Origin of the sequence: Paenibacillus hebaui (genome assembly GCF_051934385.1) — a bacterium.
Classification (GTDB): Bacteria; Bacillota; Bacilli; order Paenibacillales; family Paenibacillaceae; genus Paenibacillus.
In genome coordinates, this window is the sequence record NZ_CP196836.1 from 3,777,647 (window position 1) to 3,794,144 (window position 16,498).

The 16,498-nt window shown below is 43.2% G+C and carries 14 protein-coding genes and 1 pseudogene; 14 read left to right on the forward strand and 1 reads right to left on the reverse strand.

Features of this window, described 5'->3' with window-relative positions:
- Positions 1–196: 196 nt before the first annotated feature.
- The 13 genes from ACR32F_RS16500 (at position 197) to ACR32F_RS16560 (ending at position 14,325) form a co-directional block, all read left to right on the forward strand.
- Complete coding sequence (locus tag ACR32F_RS16500; protein ID WP_440108805.1) at positions 197–928, forward strand: response regulator transcription factor; 732 nt, start codon at positions 197–199, stop codon at positions 926–928.
- A gap of 41 nt (positions 929–969) precedes the next feature.
- Positions 970–1,809 carry a histidine kinase gene (locus ACR32F_RS16505; protein WP_149096421.1) on the forward strand — a complete coding sequence of 280 codons (840 nt, stop codon included), beginning with the start codon at positions 970–972 and terminating at the stop codon, positions 1,807–1,809.
- Entirely contained in the window at positions 1,806–2,474 is a 669-nt protein-coding gene (locus ACR32F_RS16510) for a response regulator (RefSeq protein WP_440108807.1), read from the forward strand. Before ACR32F_RS16505 ends, ACR32F_RS16510 begins: the two co-directional genes overlap by 4 nt.
- 53 nt (positions 2,475–2,527) lie before the next feature.
- The gene (locus tag ACR32F_RS16515; RefSeq protein ID WP_440108810.1) at positions 2,528–5,056 is read left to right on the forward strand and encodes a heavy metal translocating P-type ATPase; all 2,529 of its coding nucleotides are present in this window, start codon (positions 2,528–2,530) and stop codon (positions 5,054–5,056) included.
- Positions 5,057–5,450: 394 nt separating this feature from the next.
- Positions 5,451–6,257, forward strand: coding sequence for a nicotianamine synthase family protein (locus tag ACR32F_RS16520; RefSeq protein WP_440108812.1), 807 nt, complete (start codon positions 5,451–5,453; stop codon positions 6,255–6,257).
- Positions 6,258–6,262: 5 nt separating this feature from the next.
- Positions 6,263–7,612, forward strand: a complete 1,350-nt coding sequence (locus ACR32F_RS16525; protein ID WP_440108814.1) for an opine metallophore biosynthesis dehydrogenase — start codon at positions 6,263–6,265, stop codon at positions 7,610–7,612.
- Complete coding sequence (gene nikA, locus ACR32F_RS16530) at positions 7,609–9,210, forward strand: nickel ABC transporter substrate-binding protein (RefSeq protein WP_440108816.1); 1,602 nt, start codon at positions 7,609–7,611, stop codon at positions 9,208–9,210. The genes ACR32F_RS16525 and nikA overlap by 4 nt, the downstream gene beginning before the upstream one ends.
- Before the next feature lies 1 nt (position 9,211).
- Positions 9,212–10,156, forward strand: coding sequence for a nickel ABC transporter permease (nikB, locus tag ACR32F_RS16535; RefSeq protein WP_440108818.1), 945 nt, complete (start codon positions 9,212–9,214; stop codon positions 10,154–10,156).
- Positions 10,153–11,013, forward strand: coding sequence for a nickel transporter permease (gene nikC / locus ACR32F_RS16540; protein WP_440108820.1), 861 nt, complete (start codon positions 10,153–10,155; stop codon positions 11,011–11,013). The genes nikB and nikC overlap by 4 nt, the downstream gene beginning before the upstream one ends.
- A 44-nt stretch (positions 11,014–11,057) precedes the next feature.
- Complete coding sequence (locus ACR32F_RS16545; protein WP_440119905.1) at positions 11,058–11,879, forward strand: ABC transporter ATP-binding protein; 822 nt, start codon at positions 11,058–11,060, stop codon at positions 11,877–11,879.
- Positions 11,880–11,906: 27 nt separating this feature from the next.
- Positions 11,907–12,698, forward strand: coding sequence for an ABC transporter ATP-binding protein (locus ACR32F_RS16550; RefSeq protein ID WP_440108822.1), 792 nt, complete (start codon positions 11,907–11,909; stop codon positions 12,696–12,698).
- 35 nt (positions 12,699–12,733) lie between these two features.
- The gene (locus ACR32F_RS16555; RefSeq protein WP_440108824.1) at positions 12,734–13,582 is read left to right on the forward strand and encodes a DMT family transporter; all 849 of its coding nucleotides are present in this window, start codon (positions 12,734–12,736) and stop codon (positions 13,580–13,582) included.
- A gap of 38 nt (positions 13,583–13,620) precedes the next feature.
- Complete coding sequence (locus ACR32F_RS16560) at positions 13,621–14,325, forward strand: class I SAM-dependent methyltransferase (protein ID WP_440108826.1); 705 nt, start codon at positions 13,621–13,623, stop codon at positions 14,323–14,325.
- 85 nt (positions 14,326–14,410) lie between these two features.
- Here ACR32F_RS16560 and ACR32F_RS16565 read toward each other — a convergent pair.
- Positions 14,411–14,707 (reverse strand): annotated as a pseudogene (locus tag ACR32F_RS16565) (transposase); the annotation flags it as partial.
- A 438-nt stretch (positions 14,708–15,145) separates the two neighbouring features.
- Here ACR32F_RS16565 and ACR32F_RS16570 point away from each other — a divergent pair.
- Positions 15,146–16,351, forward strand: coding sequence for an MFS transporter (locus ACR32F_RS16570; protein WP_440119906.1), 1,206 nt, complete (start codon positions 15,146–15,148; stop codon positions 16,349–16,351).
- Positions 16,352–16,498: the final 147 nt, after the last annotated feature.

The following is a 16,498-nucleotide window of genomic DNA, read 5'->3' on the forward strand; positions in this document are numbered from 1 at the left end:
ATTATTCTTCATTTAGATATTTAGGACTTGTTGTGAGCTGGTTATGAGGGTACGTTCATGATTTGTTTACATTTGAACGATATTACATGTTTCGGATAGCCCTACAGAGCCATTCAGTTAATGGACAGCTGCAGTTATGATTTTCTGTAAACCTGTGACATCAAGTTCTGTGGTTCATGCAATGGAGGGGAAGCACGTGACCAATATTCACAAAAACATTTTAATGGTAGACCATGAGACTAGAATCCGAGTGCTCATGAGAAGGTATTTGGAGAAAGAGGGTTTCGTTGTGGACGAAGCCTCCAGTGGAGGCCAAGCCATTCAGAGATGTTATTTAAACAATGGAAATTACGATTTGATGTTGCTTGATTTATCGTTGCCCGATATGAGTGGAGTTGAGATCTGCAAATATATGAAGCACAACTATCATGAAATTCCGATCATCATGTTGTCTGAGTATTCCAAAGAAAAAGATCGAATCGAAGGTTTCAAGGCAGGCGCCGATGATTATGTTTCCAAACCGTTCAGCCCTAGAGAAGTTGTGCTACGTATTCAAAGCATTGTGGCTCGCACACAAGGAATCAGCTTGCATGACTTTAAAAGCACATCTAGCAACGAGCTTCTTATTGACGAGATTCTGATCCAACCTTCCGCTCGGCGTGTTTTGGTTCAAGATAATGAAGTACATCTGACGCCAAAAGAATACGATTTACTCTATTTTCTCGCTACACACCAGGAAAAAGCGTTTTCCCGAGAAGAATTGCTTATCGAAGTATGGAAGTCATCTTACAAAGAAATTTATGATCAACGTACTATCGATACTCACATCAAACGATTGCGCGAAAAGCTATTTGCCCAATACTCGAAAGGAAACGAGTTCATTCAGACTTTATGGGGATACGGCTATAGGTTCCGCAGTCCCGAGTAACCGCTATGTTAAATTGGATTATAGATTGTGAGGAGTAACCTATGTACTATAAACAAATCAAATGGATGATTCTTTTCATTCCAACTTTCACTGTAGCCATATGGGAATATGTCAGGCATCAATTCCTTTTGCCTTACATCTCAATGGATTTAGGCAATTGGCTAACGCCGGTTCTAGTGTATGTCGTCAGTATCACATTGTTAACCCAATTATTTCGCATCTTAGAAAAAATACAGAAAGAATTGGAAACTGAACGCTCCGAAAAAGCTGCGCTTGAAGCACGCGAACAGCTAGCACGTGAGCTTCACGACGGGATTGCCCAATCCCTTTTCCTACTGTCAGTCAAGGCCGAAAAGCTCGAAAAGGGAAGCAACGAGAAACAGCAGGAACAGAACATTTTGTCCATTCGCAAAACGATTCATGAAGTGAATCGCTATGTAAGGCAAGCGATCACAAATCTTCGTCTCGATCGGGATGTAAGTCGATCCTCCGCGCCAATGTCATCACCACTTGTGGAGCAAGTTCATGTCATGGCCAAGGACGTCCGTGCGCAAATCAATATTCAGTGGGAATTAAAAGACCACCAGCTAGATGAAAAGGAAAAGGTTGAACTGCTAGCCTGCATTCGAGAGGCACTCATCAACATGAACAAGTATGCTTCTGCCACAGCAGGATCAATTACAGCGATAGGAATGAGCCATAGCTGGAAGGTTACTGTAAAGGATAACGGAAAAGGGTTCGATGGCGATCCATTTGCTAAAAAAGGAAAGTTCGGTCTACGCATTATGAAAGAACGCTGCAATGAGATGGGATGGATCATGAACATGTATCGAGAGGATAGAGAGACGGTCGTTGAGATTCACAAGGGGGCTCTAACATGACATTAACCACAACAACAAGAGTATTGGTTGTTGATGATCACGCACATGCAAGGGAAGCCATCCGTGAGATTTTGGAAATGGATGATCACTTTAACGTCATCGGTATCGTCTCCAACGGTCAAGAAGCAATCGAATTCATGGAAAAGTGGCTTCCAGACCTTATTTTAATGGATATTCAAATGCCCGTCTTGGATGGACTGGAGGCAACTCGCAGAATCAAGCTTACGTTTCCTTATGTGAAAATTGTTATGATAACCGTGTCGGACGATATGCTTCATTTGCTGGAAGCTCTAAAACGCGGAGCCCAAGGCTATTTGCTTAAAAATCTGGAGCCCTCGACATGGCTAGAGTACTTGCATTCAATTATTAACGAGGAAGCTCCCTTGTCAAGGGACGTGGCTTATCAAATTCTGAAGGAAGTCAACGTGATAGAACACAAGCAGCCCATTGTAAAACTTACAACTAGGGAGCTGGATATTTTATACGGAGTGGCAGCTGGATGGACGAATAGAGAGATTGCAGGTAAATGCGATATCTCGGAGTACACAGTTAAGAACCATCTGAAAAACATATTACAAAAGTTGCAGTTACAAAATCGGGTTCAACTTACACGTTACGCATTGGAACAGGGGCTTGTGTCGGAGGCCAAACGACATCCAGAATAAAACTATATGAATCTCATATAAGGCTAACGTTCAGATAAGGAGAGGCAAAATTTATGGACAATATTGATAGCACCCCCACGTCACGGCAACCAGCGAATGCAAACGATGCAGGACATCGCCAAACGACGCTTCAGATTACAGGCATGACCTGTGCAGCATGCTCGAACAGGATTGAGAAAGGACTATCCCGCTTGAACGGTGTGAAACAGGCGAATGTAAATCTAACTACAGAGGAAGCAACAGTAGCATATGACCCCGCCTCAGTAGATATTCAGTCTCTTCGCAATAAAATAGAGACCTTGGGCTTCGGAACGGCTTCGACTGCCGTTGACCTGAACATTTCAGGCATGACCTGTGCAGCATGCTCAGCACGCATCGAAAAAGGCCTCAGTCGTCTCCCAGGGGTGACGCGTGTGAATGTAAACCTGGCGCTGGAGTCAGGGCATATAGAATTCGTAGCAGGAACGTTGAAAGGTTCCGACCTCATCTATAAAATTAGGCAACTGGGTTTTGAAGCACGTATTAAAGCAACAGAGGCAGAAGCTCTATCCATGAGAGAACAGGAGCTTCAACGAAAAAAATGGAAGATGATCTTGTCAGCCGTGCTTTCTTTTCCCTTGTTATGGGCCATGGTATCACATTTCTCGTTCACATCTTGGATATGGGTACCTGATGTATTTATGAATCCACTGTTCCAATGGTTGCTTGCAACGCCCATACAGTTCTATTTAGGAGCTCAATTTTATAAAGGTGCTTACAAAGCTTTGAAAAATCGAAGTGCCAATATGGATGTGCTTGTCGCGCTGGGGACTAGCTCAGCTTACCTATATAGTTTATATCTAACATCGCTTACGAGTACTGGCGGTACATCAGGTCATAGCCATGGAGGAAGCGCCCCAGTGGCGGATGTTATTAATACGACCACTCAAGGACCTGTTAATTTGTACTTCGAAACCAGCGCGGTGTTGATTACATTGATATTGCTCGGTAAGTGGCTGGAGGCTTTAGCTAAAGGAAGATCTGCGCAATCTATTAAAAGTTTGATGCAACTGGCTCCAAGAACTGCTCGGGTTCTCCGAAACGGTGAGGAGACAGAACTTCTTCCTGAATATGTACTCGCCAATGATCTCGTCATCGTAAAGCCTGGCGAAAAAATTCCTGTGGATGGAATTGTTGAGGAGGGAGCTTCCTCCGTAGACGAGTCCATGTTAACTGGAGAAAGTCTTCCTGTGGACAAGAATTTTGGCGATCGTGTAACCGGCGCGACCTTGAACAAAAATGGACGTCTTGTTATTCGTGCAACTCAGGTAGGTGCTGATAGCGCATTATCTCGGATTATCCATATCGTGGAACAGGCACAAGGATCGAAAGCTCCGATCCAGCGCGTTGCTGATTCAATTTCAGGGGTTTTTGTACCTGTGGTCGTAGGCATAGCTGTTGTAACCTTTCTATTATCATTGATCTTCGGAAACTCGGAAGGATTCAGCGCTGCTCTGGAGAGAGCGATTGCAGTTTTGGTGATTGCCTGTCCATGCGCACTGGGCTTAGCCACACCGACATCCATAATGGCTGGTTCGGGGCGTGCGGCCGAATACGGTATTCTGTTCAAAGGCGGGGAGCATCTGGAGACTGCGCAACACATTCAGACGGTTATTCTCGATAAAACAGGCACAGTCACTCACGGAAAACCAGTCATGACCGATGTAATGTCTGCACCGGCTTGGTCAACCAACGAACTGTTGCAGCGGGTTGGAATTGCTGAGTCGAGCTCTGAACATCCTCTCGCCCAAGCGATTATTGAGGGGATCAGAGAGAAAGATATCAAAATCATGTTCACGCCAGAACAGTTTGAGAATATTCCGGGATCTGGCGTACGTGCACGTGGTTACAACCAAGATATTCTCGTTGGAACACGCCGACTGCTAGCCGATGCTAAGGTGCAGGTTCCTCCAGAAGCATTGGCCCATATGTCTGAATTGGAGGGTCAAGGAAAAACAGTAATGCTCGTGGCAGTAGACAATGTATGGGCTGGAATGGTTGCTGTTGCGGATACCGTAAAGGAAACATCTTCACAAGCGGTTAGCCGGCTTCAAGCGATGGGAATCGAAGTGGTGTTAATGACTGGTGACAACGTACACACAGCTCGTACTGTTGCAAATCAAGTTGGAATCTCCACAGTCATCGCAGGCATTCAACCGGAGGAAAAAGCTGCAGAAGTAGAGAGATTAAAGCATATGGGTCAGATTGTAGCCATGGTAGGGGATGGAATTAACGATGCGCCCGCTCTAGCCGTGTCTAATATCGGCATGGCCATCGGAACAGGCACTGACGTTGCCGTAGAGGCTGCAGATGTTACACTCATGCGCGGAGATCTAAACGGTGTTGCGGACGCTATTGAATTAAGTAAAAGAACGATGCGAAATATTAAACAAAATCTTTTTTGGGCACTCGCTTACAACGTAGTAGGTATTCCTATTGCTGCCATTGGTCTTCTGGCTCCTTGGCTGGCTGGTGCAGCGATGGCATTCAGTAGTGTTTCAGTTGTACTTAATTCCTTACGTCTTCAAAAAATGAAGCTATAATTACGTTAACAAATACGAAGCATGACTTCCCTAGCAAATCAATGATCACGAAGAGAAATGGTTGAAATATGCATGCCAAGCTGGATGACAAAATTATTGATGATGTTTTTAATTCAAAATAGGAAGGCTACTTAATTAAAGTGGCTTTCCTTTTTCTTTAATTACATACAAAAAAGTTTATTGGGATTCGCACTTTTTTCCGTTTATCCCCATAAAAGTAACCTCACACTTTAGACACAAAACATTGAACTCTATAGCTAGATTGAGCTATATGGAAAAGATATCTTGTTATGTACAATATGAGAAATGTCAAAGTCATCATTTATGCGCATCTCAGTATATGCCCAACTGCAATAGACTTGGTAGAGTGCTTAATTCTGAACGGAGGAATGGAATGAAAAGCAAATATACCTTCTTACTTTCATTGAGATCTCTTGAATACGAAATCAAACAATTAAGTATTTATGCCAAAGAAAACGAGGAGTGTTTCGATCTATTACAACTGAAGCTTGATGCGCTTTGTCAGTTTATAACGATCGAAGAAAATGATAAACAGTGGCTAAAGTGGGGGAACAAAGATGAGATCCAGTTATACGTAAAGCAACTTCGTGAGACAGCAGTACAGGCCCTGTGTGAAATGGAAAAGTATCAATCAGGACTTGCCATTGAACAGCGTCTGAATATAAGTAAATACATCGAAACTCTCTCCAGATCTGTCCGGAATGAGCTTCGGATTTTCCGGATTAGTGATTCCTCGAAAGTTCTTTTCGTAGGTTCAGGAGCATTTCCTCTTTCGGCACTTACCATAGCACAAGAAACAAATGCAGAAATAGTATGCTTAGATATTGATTTGGAAGCCGTTGAAAAGGGAAAAAGAGTTGCAGAAACTTCTGGACTCGGCAACAAAATTATTTTTTCTGGGAAGCCGCTAAAGGAACTATCTTATGTGGGTGAAGCAACACATATTGTTATTGCATCGTTAGTTAGTAACAAATTGGAGATTTTAAATGATCTAAAAGAGACAATTCAACCCAGAACGCAAATCATGATGAGGTATGGAAACGGACTGAAGTCGCTTTTTAATTATCCGCTGGAAGAGGACTTGTCGGATGACTGGCGACGGACTTACATTTCAACAGGAGAAGATTTCTATCAAACGATGATCATTGAACTGAAGCACAGTTTAGTACAAGGAAGGTGAGAAGGGTGAAAAAGCTGAAAGGAACAGCACCTCTCGGCAATGTATTGATAGTTGGTGCAGGGCCAGCGGGAATTCATGTTGCCGTGGATCTCTCCCAAGGTTGGTCTCGTCGTATAGGCCTGGCCAATCGCAAGGGAATACACACTAATCGTCTTAAAAATGAACTTGAACATCAATCGTTCTGGTTACGCACAGAAGTTCTGGTTGAACGTTCTAAGCATCTGTCAGCTGCAGCACGATTGGACCATTTTTATGCGGGATTCGAAACCATTGAAGATGATTGGCAAACTATCATTCTGTGTGTTCCTAGCCACAGCTACGTTGAGGTCATTCGTGAATTAAAGCTGGCTAACCGGCTTCAGGTTGAACAAATCATTTTGATATCGCCGGGAATAGGCTCCAACATCCTTGTGCAGGAGAGTCTGGGCTTGGCGCGAGATCGTGTAGAAGTTATTAGCTTCTCCACATACTATGCGGCGACAAAATTTGACCCCGGTGTGTCCAATCTGCTGAAATCCATTGTTAAAGGAATGAAGAGGAAGATATACATCGGTTCCAGTCAGGCCAACAGCAACATGTTATTTGAACTTCAGGGTTTTATGGCGAGCCTGGGCATAGAAGCTGAACTGACATCCCATCCAATCGAGGCTGAGAGCAAAAGTATTACGACTTATGTCCATCCGCCGTTTTTCTTGAATTCATTTTCTTTAAATGAAATCTTTAGTCTTACTCACTCCACCAAGTATATGTACAAGTTATACCCGGAAGGGCCCATTACACCAGATGCAATACGTAGTATGGTGCGATTGTGGAAGGAAATTTCCAGCGTGGTTGTAAAGCTTGGGACGAAGCCGGTGAACTTGCTGAAATTTATGAATGATGACAATTATCCTGTCCAAGAGCAAACGCTCTCGAGAGCAGAAATTGAGGGATTCGTTCAACTCGAAGAAATCCATCAGGAGTACTTGTTATATATCAGGTACGCTTCGCTCCTCATCGACCCATTCTCCACCCCGAGCGAACAGGGTCAATATCGTCCATTCGCAGCTGTACCCTATCAACAGGTGAGCTTGAATCAAGAGAGGAAATGGGTTATTCCCCGTGTTCCTTATGAAGATTACAGAAAATTAAAGTTGATGTACAGTGTCGGACAGGCATTGCATATTCAAATGCCCCAAACCAAGACGTTTATTCTAACTTTTGAAAACCAAATAGAAGAATTTATGGAGGAGCAAGAAACGGTCGATTTTCGCCTTGATGTTGTAAATGACAACGCACTGGATGAAGCAGGAATCATTATTAAAGTAATACAAACGCAAAATTTAATGAGTAGAGAGGATGTTTTCGAATTATGAATTTATGGGCTCGACCTCAGCGTAGAACAGTCTTGTTCAGTCTTATATTGATGTTATGCCTGACCATAGTTCTGTCCGGATGCGGTCAAGGCAATGGGGGGAGTACTTCTGCCGGTTCATCCGCCCAAGAAAGAACTTCCACGGAAGCTACATCGAAAAATATCACCATCATACATAGTCTTCCGAATGACACGCTTGATCCGCACAATACGTGGATTGCGCTACGTGCTGGTGTAACAGAAACATTGCTGCGCCTTGATGAGAAGATGAAGGTTTCCCCATGGCTCGCAAGTGACTGGAAAGCCATGGATGACCGAACATGGACCTTCACGATACGGGAAGGAATCAAATTTCAGGATGGCACGCCGCTGAATGCTGAAGCTGTAAAAGCATCATTCGAGAGAGGCATTGCCGATAGCAAGGCACTTGACGCCGCACTGAAAATTGATTCAATTGAGGCGAATGGACAGCAGCTTCAGATTACAACTAAAGAACCGTACCCTGCTTTTCCGACTGAACTTGTACATCCAACCACCAGTATCATCAGTGTAGATGCGGAGGAAAGTATGGGAAAAGAGGCATTTAACAGTGCCCCGGTAGGAACGGGGCCATTCAAGGTCACGCGCTTTACACCGGGCAGTGAAATTCAACTGGAACGTTTCGACGATTACTGGGATGGGAAGCCCCAATTAAATGAGGTTACTTTCAAGTTTAATGCCGATGCCAATGTCAGAACACTCGCTTTTCAATCCAAACAAGCAGACATTGTGTTTCATTTGGCTCCTGAGATGCTTGCTTCCATTGAATCGGACCTTGAACTGGCTGTTAACTCTGTCACGAGCTTGCGGACACACTATTTCACGTATAATCCAGCCAGTTCAAACGTTAGTGACATTCGTGTACGACAAGCGTTGGATATGCTGATTGATCGGGAGGCAATCGTTCAGGATATAATGCTTGGCCATGCGTCACCAGCCAACGGACCGTTCAATGCGTCTCTTCCTTTCGGCAACAAAGAGGAATATCAGAAACTGGACGAAGCGGGCGCACTTCAGCTCTTGCAAAGCGCTGGATATGCCAAAGGAACAGATGGAAAATTGCAAAAGGATGGTAAACCTTTGACATTGAAACTCATTGCCTTTACCAGTGTCAATCCCGAACTTCCCCTGATCCCGCAGGTAGTTCAATCCGAAGCGGCTAAAGCGGGCATCACTATTGAAATCGTTTCTGTCGAGTATCCAGAAGTATATATTGCAGATCATGCGGATTGGGACATTTCCACGGCTAGTTATTTAACTTCTCCTAGGGGAGACGGCGGGTCATTTCTAAATTCTGCTTATGTACCTGGAGGTTCATATAATCCTGCCAATATTGAAATAGAAGGACTTGAGCCTGTTCTACTTGAACTGAACAAAACAGGAGAGACGGAGAAGAGAAACGCTCTCACGCAACAGGCCGTCAAGGTGATTAATAAAGCAATACCTCATTCTTATATTATCAATCCTAATATTCTGGTCGGAATGAACCAGCGAGTAACGGGCTGGAACCCTGGAGCAGAGGAGTTCTATATTGTTACTCACACGCTGGATGTGAAGTAATATGTTTTGGCAGTTATTTTCACGAATGACTCAGTTAATCTTTGTGCTCTTGATGCTCAGTATAATAACATTTCTGCTGATGAAGATGGCACCGGGCGATCCGGTGCTCACGATACTGAAAGCCAGTGAGGGTGCAGTCTCCCAATCTGATCGGGAGGAGGTGCGAGAACAACTTGGATTGAACCTACCCTTGGTGCATCAGTATGGCTTCTGGCTTCTGAATGTAATACAACTTGATCTTGGAAAGTCACTCGTTAACAATCGGTCCGTCTGGGACCTGATGATGGATCGACTTCCTGCTACCGTTTCCCTGACGATCGGTGCGATTATCGTATTATTGCTTGTATCTGTACCGCTTGGCATAATGGCCGCAAAATATAAAGGAAGATGGCCAGATTATCTTAGTCGCTTGTTCGCGCTCATTGGGGCTTCTATACCCAGCTTTTGGTTAGGATTGTTGTTTATCTATGCTTTTTCCTACAAATTGAATTGGCTGCCTACAATGGGAAATGGTAACGTTCGTCATCTGATCCTGCCATCAATCACTTTAGGGTTTGTTATGGCTCCAGAATACATCCGACTGATTCGATCCGGATTGCTGGATGCTATATCACAGGAGTATGTTCGTGCCGCACGAGCAAGGGGCCTCGCGGAGTGGCGGGTCATTCTCAGGCATGCTCTTCGCGCTGCATTACTTCCAGTCATAACGATCTTTGGAATGAGTCTTAGTACGCTGCTAGCAGGGTCTATTGTGACAGAAACGCTGTTTGCCTGGCCGGGCTTGGGAAGCATGGTCATGGAGGCGATTACCCAAAGGAATTATCCAGTGATTCAGGGATATGTGCTTTTGACAGGTGTATTTATTGTGACAGCCAATATAATGGTAGACCTCAGTTACAGTCTGCTTGATCCCCGAATCCGCTCGGTGAGGAGGAGGAACTTGTGAAATTGACATCTCCTCAGAAGTTTTCAGAAACTCGTGTAAGTCGGCAAATCCGATTCAATCCAATGATGTGGATTGGTGTAGGACTTATCCTTTTCTTTCTGGTCATCGCTCTGATGGGACCCTGGATATCGCCGAACGATCCTTTGATGGTCCGTATGTCGGATCGTTTACTGCCACCCAGTGCGCAGTTCCCACTGGGTACAGATCACCTCGGAAGATGCATATTATCACGTATTATTGAAGGAACCAGCACCACGATGAGTACATCCTTTCTAGTCTTGCTAACAGTCCTCCTAATTGGCGTACCCATAGGGATGTTATCCGGATATTGGAGCGGACGCCTGGACACTGTCCTTATGAGATTCGTTGACGGAATAGGGGCAGTGCCCGAATTTCTCCTCGCCGTTGCAGTTGCTGGTTTCCTCGGCCCTGGTCTCCTACATGTCATGCTGTCCGTTGCATGTGTGAAATGGATTACATATGCGCGTATGGTCCGGAGTATTGTACTGCTGGAAAAGGAAAAAGATTATGTCAGAGCAGCTATCGTAGCAGGCAGTGGGACATGGACCATTTTAAGCCGTCATTTAATACGACAGGTCACGTCTCCACTCACCGTGATGGCTGCGCTGGACATAGGCAGATTTATTCTGTTGATATCCATGCTTTCGTTTCTTGGTCTGGGTGTACAGCTTCCTGCTCCCGAGTGGGGAGCCATGCTAAATGAGGGAAGATCGTATTTTCAGGCTGCTCCACAACTGATGATTTACCCGGGAATGTGTATTCTGATCGTTGTATTAAGCTGTAATCTGATCAGTGATGGAATTCGGGATCATCTGGACGTACGCAATCGTCAATGAAATACAACGTACAAAAAACGTACACAGGAGAGGGTATAGTATTGATGGAATTACAAAAAATGCAGCCCGTCCTTAGAGTTAATCAGCTGGAAATTAGTGTCTTGGATAAAGGAAATTTACAGCGCATTACGAAAAACATTTCATTCGATATTCGTACTGGAGAAACATTTTCCCTTGTCGGAGAAAGCGGAAGTGGTAAAAGTGTGACAGCGAGTGCCATTGCTGGCCTCTTGACGAAACCTCTTACCGTTACTCATGGTCAAATTTATTTTCAAGGAATAAATCTCCTAGAAGCTTCGAACCAATATGTGAAATCGCTCCGTGGCAAAGCTATCGGATGCGTGTTTCAGGATTATCAAGGCAGCTTTACGCCATTTATAAAAGTGGGTCATCAACTGGTGGAAGTTATTCGAGCACATACCCGTGCAACGCGGAGGGAAGCGAAGGAAATGGCTATGGACTGGCTGCATCGTGTGAAGCTCCCTGCAGAGCGATCATTTCGAAGCTATCCCTTCCAATTGAGCGGCGGACAGTTGCAGCGGATTGCGCTTGCTGCCGCATTAATGCTGAAGCCTGCATTGCTGATTGCAGATGAGCCGATCACCGCATTGGATAGCATCACAGGACAAACTATCATGAATTTAATGGAAGATATTCAAAGTGAAGTCGGCTGTGCAATCCTGTTAATTTCACATGAATTGAGGCAGGTAGTCAAACGTTCGCATCGGATTGCGGTTATGCAAAAAGGGAACATTGTGGAATTAGCCAGACGTGATCAGATTCGGGATGATCCCCATCATCTGTATACGCAAGCTTTGCTGAAAGCTTGTCCCTCAATCCCTAACAAGCAGAACGAGCGTCTATAAGAAAGAAAATTTGGGAGGTAGCAGATTGTGGAGCCTATACTGATTGCTGAAAATCTGGTCAAAACATATCGACAAGGTAAGGATGTTGTTTATGCAGTTCGGCAGGTTTCCTTCACCATACAGAAAGGAGAGTGTCTGGGCCTTGTTGGTGAAAGTGGTAGTGGCAAAAGCTCACTTGCACGTCTGCTGTTAGTGTTAGAGAAGCCGGATCATGGCGATATACGGATGCATGGGACTTCACTTATACAGGCAAAAAAGAGTTTGCTCAGAAATATGAGACAACATATGCAGATTGTATTTCAAGATAGCAACGCCTCACTGAATGATCGATTGCCTGTCTGGCGTTCCGTACTAGAACCATTGGATAATTTTCCGGAAGTTAAACCCGCCTTTCTTGCAGATGTAAGGCATGCCAGACGTGAAACAGCGGCAAGGCTGATGGATATGGTTGGTCTCGGCCCGGAATATCTTGATCGTTACCCCCATGAACTGAGCGGAGGACAACGTCAGCGAATTGCGATAGCGAGAGGCATCAGTCTTCAACCACAGTTACTCATCTGTGATGAACCCACTTCTAGTCTGGATGTTACTGTACAAGCTCATATTCTCCAGTTGTTGAAACAACTGCAGACTGATCTTGAGATGTCTTTCCTGTTTATTTCCCATGATATTGCAGTTGTTCATCAGATGAGCAATCGAATTATCGTCATGAAAGATGGAGAAATCATAGATCATTTTGCAAGTGAGTTAATTAGTGCCCCTGAACGACATGAATATACACAGTGCATGTTGTCAGCTGCATATGTTCTGGAGCAATAGATGTGTTTATATAGGCTGTGATGAAAGAGGTTCTCATGAAAAACGGTGTTTGGTTAGCTCTGGTCTCATCTTTGGTATTCAGCGTGACGAACGTTCTTGTAAAGAAGGTTAGTATAACGATTCCACCAGCCGAGATTGCATTCTTCCGTGGCCTAATCGGAACGATTCTGATCCTTGTGTTAATGCGTTCCAGACAGATTTCTTTTTCCAGAAAAGGAATTCCCATGCTGGCATTAAGAGGCGTGTTGGGCGGGTTGTACATGCTGGCCTATTTCTTCACCTTATCCAAGATTCCATTGACGGATGCGAGTATACTCGCACAGATGTCTCCTGTATTTGTAATTGTACTATCCGTTATTTTCCTAAAAGAACGGCCTTCAAACAGAATGCTAAGTATACTTCCCTTTATTTTTCTGGGTGCCATATTGCTTACTAAGCCTCATGAGTATACAAGCTATTCAGTCTATGCTTTGGTAGGAATATTAAGTGCTGTTTTTTCGGCAGCAGCGGGGATTTCCATTCGGTATTTAAGTAAAACACATCCATCCTATGAAATTGTATTTTATTTTGTGGCAACATCTGCACTGGTGTCGATACCTTTTATGTGGAAGCAATTTGTCGTTCCTGACTTCATTCAATTGGTGTACCTAGTAGCCATTGGTGTAGTTTCACTGCTAGGACAAGTGTTTCTGACCCGGGCATTTACGCATGAGAGTGCCATCGTAGTTCAGGTTGTTAGTTATTTCGGTCTTGTACTGAATGGATTTTTTGGTTTTATGTTTTGGCGGGAGATTCCAGATATGCTGACACTAATCGGTGGCATCATTATTGTTGTGGGGTGTATTGCTTTATCTAGTCAGAGTGGTTCAGCCAAAACTCAATAGACACTTGGAAATGTATTTTAAATGAGGAGGTTATAATTTTGAACGAAGACATGCTATATAACGAATGGTGGCATCATCCTGGAGAAGGGGATCAGGGGATGGAGGATGATCATGTTCCACACTGGAAGAGAGTGCTGAACTTCATACCGGAAGAGAATCTGGAGGGAAGAAGTATTCTTGATTTCGGGTGTAACCAGGGTGGATTCTTGAGACTCCTCTATGAACTTCGTCCTTACAAAGAAGGTATTGGAACAGATCTGGCACGCAAATCCGTTGAGATTGCAAATCAGCGCAAGGGAGAGCTGCCGCTCGAATTTTATGCTACCGGACAGCCTGAACAGTTCCAACATCGATTTGATTTTGCTTTTAGCCTAGCTGTTTTATACTTGATTCCGAATCTGGATGAACATGCATCAAAGATCAAATCCTGCCTCAAAGCCGGTGGAGTCTATTATGCAACCTTTGCGGACTATACGAGTAATCCCAGTCTACCCAAGATACGAGAACGCATTAATAGCAACGCGGTTATACCCATGCAAAATCATTCACTGGATACTATATCCCAAGCTTTCATACAGGAGGGATTTCAGGTGAGTGTTCGCCGCATGCTACCAACAGGTTTTGTTGATTTGTCGCATGGGAAGAAGTGGTACAACCAGGTAGAAGATCAACTACAATTTGCGTATGAACAATCGTATTTATTCCGTTTTGTAGCTCCAAAGGCTGGGTCAGACAGAACGTGAAAACTGCTTTAGTGAATAGATTTGTCGAGAAACAAGAATATAGTCCATTTAAAGTCGCTAAATATGCGACTTTTTTTTGAAGAAAAGAATCATTGGAACGTTTATACGGCGCTACCGTCTGCTGTTTGAACACTCCATTCCGATCCCGAGGCATACTAAGCTGCAAGTCGCCATACTCGGTATGAAGCGTACGAGTGTACGATCCGTTACGAGAGTTGCCTGAATTCACGCCAGCACGGTCGTATTTTTCATAATCCAGAAACGCTGTAAGCTCCGTTTCGAGCAAGTGGTTCATGGCAGACTCTAAATGATTGCGAAATACTTCTGTAATATCTTGTTTGGTGACTAGAGCTTGAACTAAATCTGTTGTAAAATGATTCATAGGGAAGACCTCTCTCTGAATTGTTGTGTGGTAACTCAATTCTACTAGAAAAGGTCTTCCTTTTTCTATTTACACAATATATTTTACGCTCTCCCAACTTGATCCTTATTACAGTACTTATTAATGGATTTTCAAGAAATAAGATGTTGATATTAAATACTTTCATCAATCAATTAAAATGCCCGAAACACTTTACTTCATCTATGTAAAAATAGACTAAAAGCTTATAGACTATATCTTATGATGAAATAATAACTCAGTGAAAAATTTTAACTCTTATATCTAGCGTTATCTAATCATTTGAAGTTAGCTCACAATTGTGAATTACTTTATAAAAAGAGTCTATTAATCTCCTCGACTATACTGTAATCATCTCCCTTTGGTTTTAGTATAAAAAGGGAAATTTGTTCGACATATGAATTCAGTAGTAAGAGGAGTATTCAGATGAAAAAGCCACTAAAAGATCAAAAAATGATAATGGTGATTTTACTAAGTAATATTTTCACAGCCTTTCTCGGGATTGGATTAATTGTTCCTGTAATGCCTTCTTTCAAAGACATGTTGGATTTATCCGGAAGTACAATGGGCTATCTGGTTGCAGTTTATGCCTTATCCCAGTTAGTTATTTCGCCTTTTGCTGGTAGATGGGTTGATCGTTTTGGAAGAAAAAAAATGATCGTTATCGGTTTACTGGTATTCAGTTTATCAGAATTGATTTTTGGACTAGGAACACATGTTTCAATACTTTATTTGTCCAGGGTACTGGGAGGAATAAGTGCTGCCTTTATCATGCCTGCTGTAACAGCATACGTGGCTGATATTACTACTACAGAGGATAGACCAAAGGCGATGGGATACGTCTCCGCTGCGATCAGCACCGGATTTATTATTGGGCCAGGTGTGGGTGGGTTTATTGCCGATTATGGAATTAGGATGCCATTTTTCTTCGCCGCTGCTATGGCACTCTTAGCTGCTATTTCCTCTTCACTTATATTAAAAGAGCCTCTGTCACATGAAGAGATGGAACAACTATCGTCAAACACAAAGGGATCTAGCTTCATTAAGGATTTAAAGAAATCAATTCAACCAATCTACTTAATAGCGTTTATTATGGTCTTTGTCCTTGCTTTCGGTTTATCTGCCTACGAAACGGTATTCAGCTTGTTTTCTGATGAGAAATTTGGCTTTACTCCCAAGGATATCGCAAGCATTATCACAATAAGTTCAATTGTAGCTGTGATTATTCAAATTTTATTGTTCGGGAAATTAGTAAATAAATTAGGCGAAAAAATGGTGATTCAGCTCTGCCTAATCATGGCTTCGGTTTTAGCTTTCATATCTACTGTTGTAACTAGCTTCACATCCGTTTTAATTGTAACTTGTTTTATTTTTTTAGCGTTTGATTTGTTAAGACCCGCCCTAACTACCTTCTTATCTAAAACTGCTGGTAAACAGCAAGGTTTTGTAGCAGGTATGAACTCTACTTACACTAGCTTGGGGAATTTTTTTGGTCCAGCACTGGGTGGTATACTATTTGATATTAACATTCATTACCCTTACCTTTTTGCGGGAATAGTTCTGATCATTGGTTTAGGACTTACAGTATTATGGAAAGGAAAATCTAATCAAGCCTCACTCCGATAAGAAGTGTTTTTAAGGGTGGAAACGCCAAGTGGAAGGGCCGTGGAGTATAGCCTTGAGACAACATAAAGTAGGGTGGCTGATAAAATAATCTCTCAGGGAATGTACTATAGCACATCCCCTGAGAGATAAAGGCATTATTTCAACGAA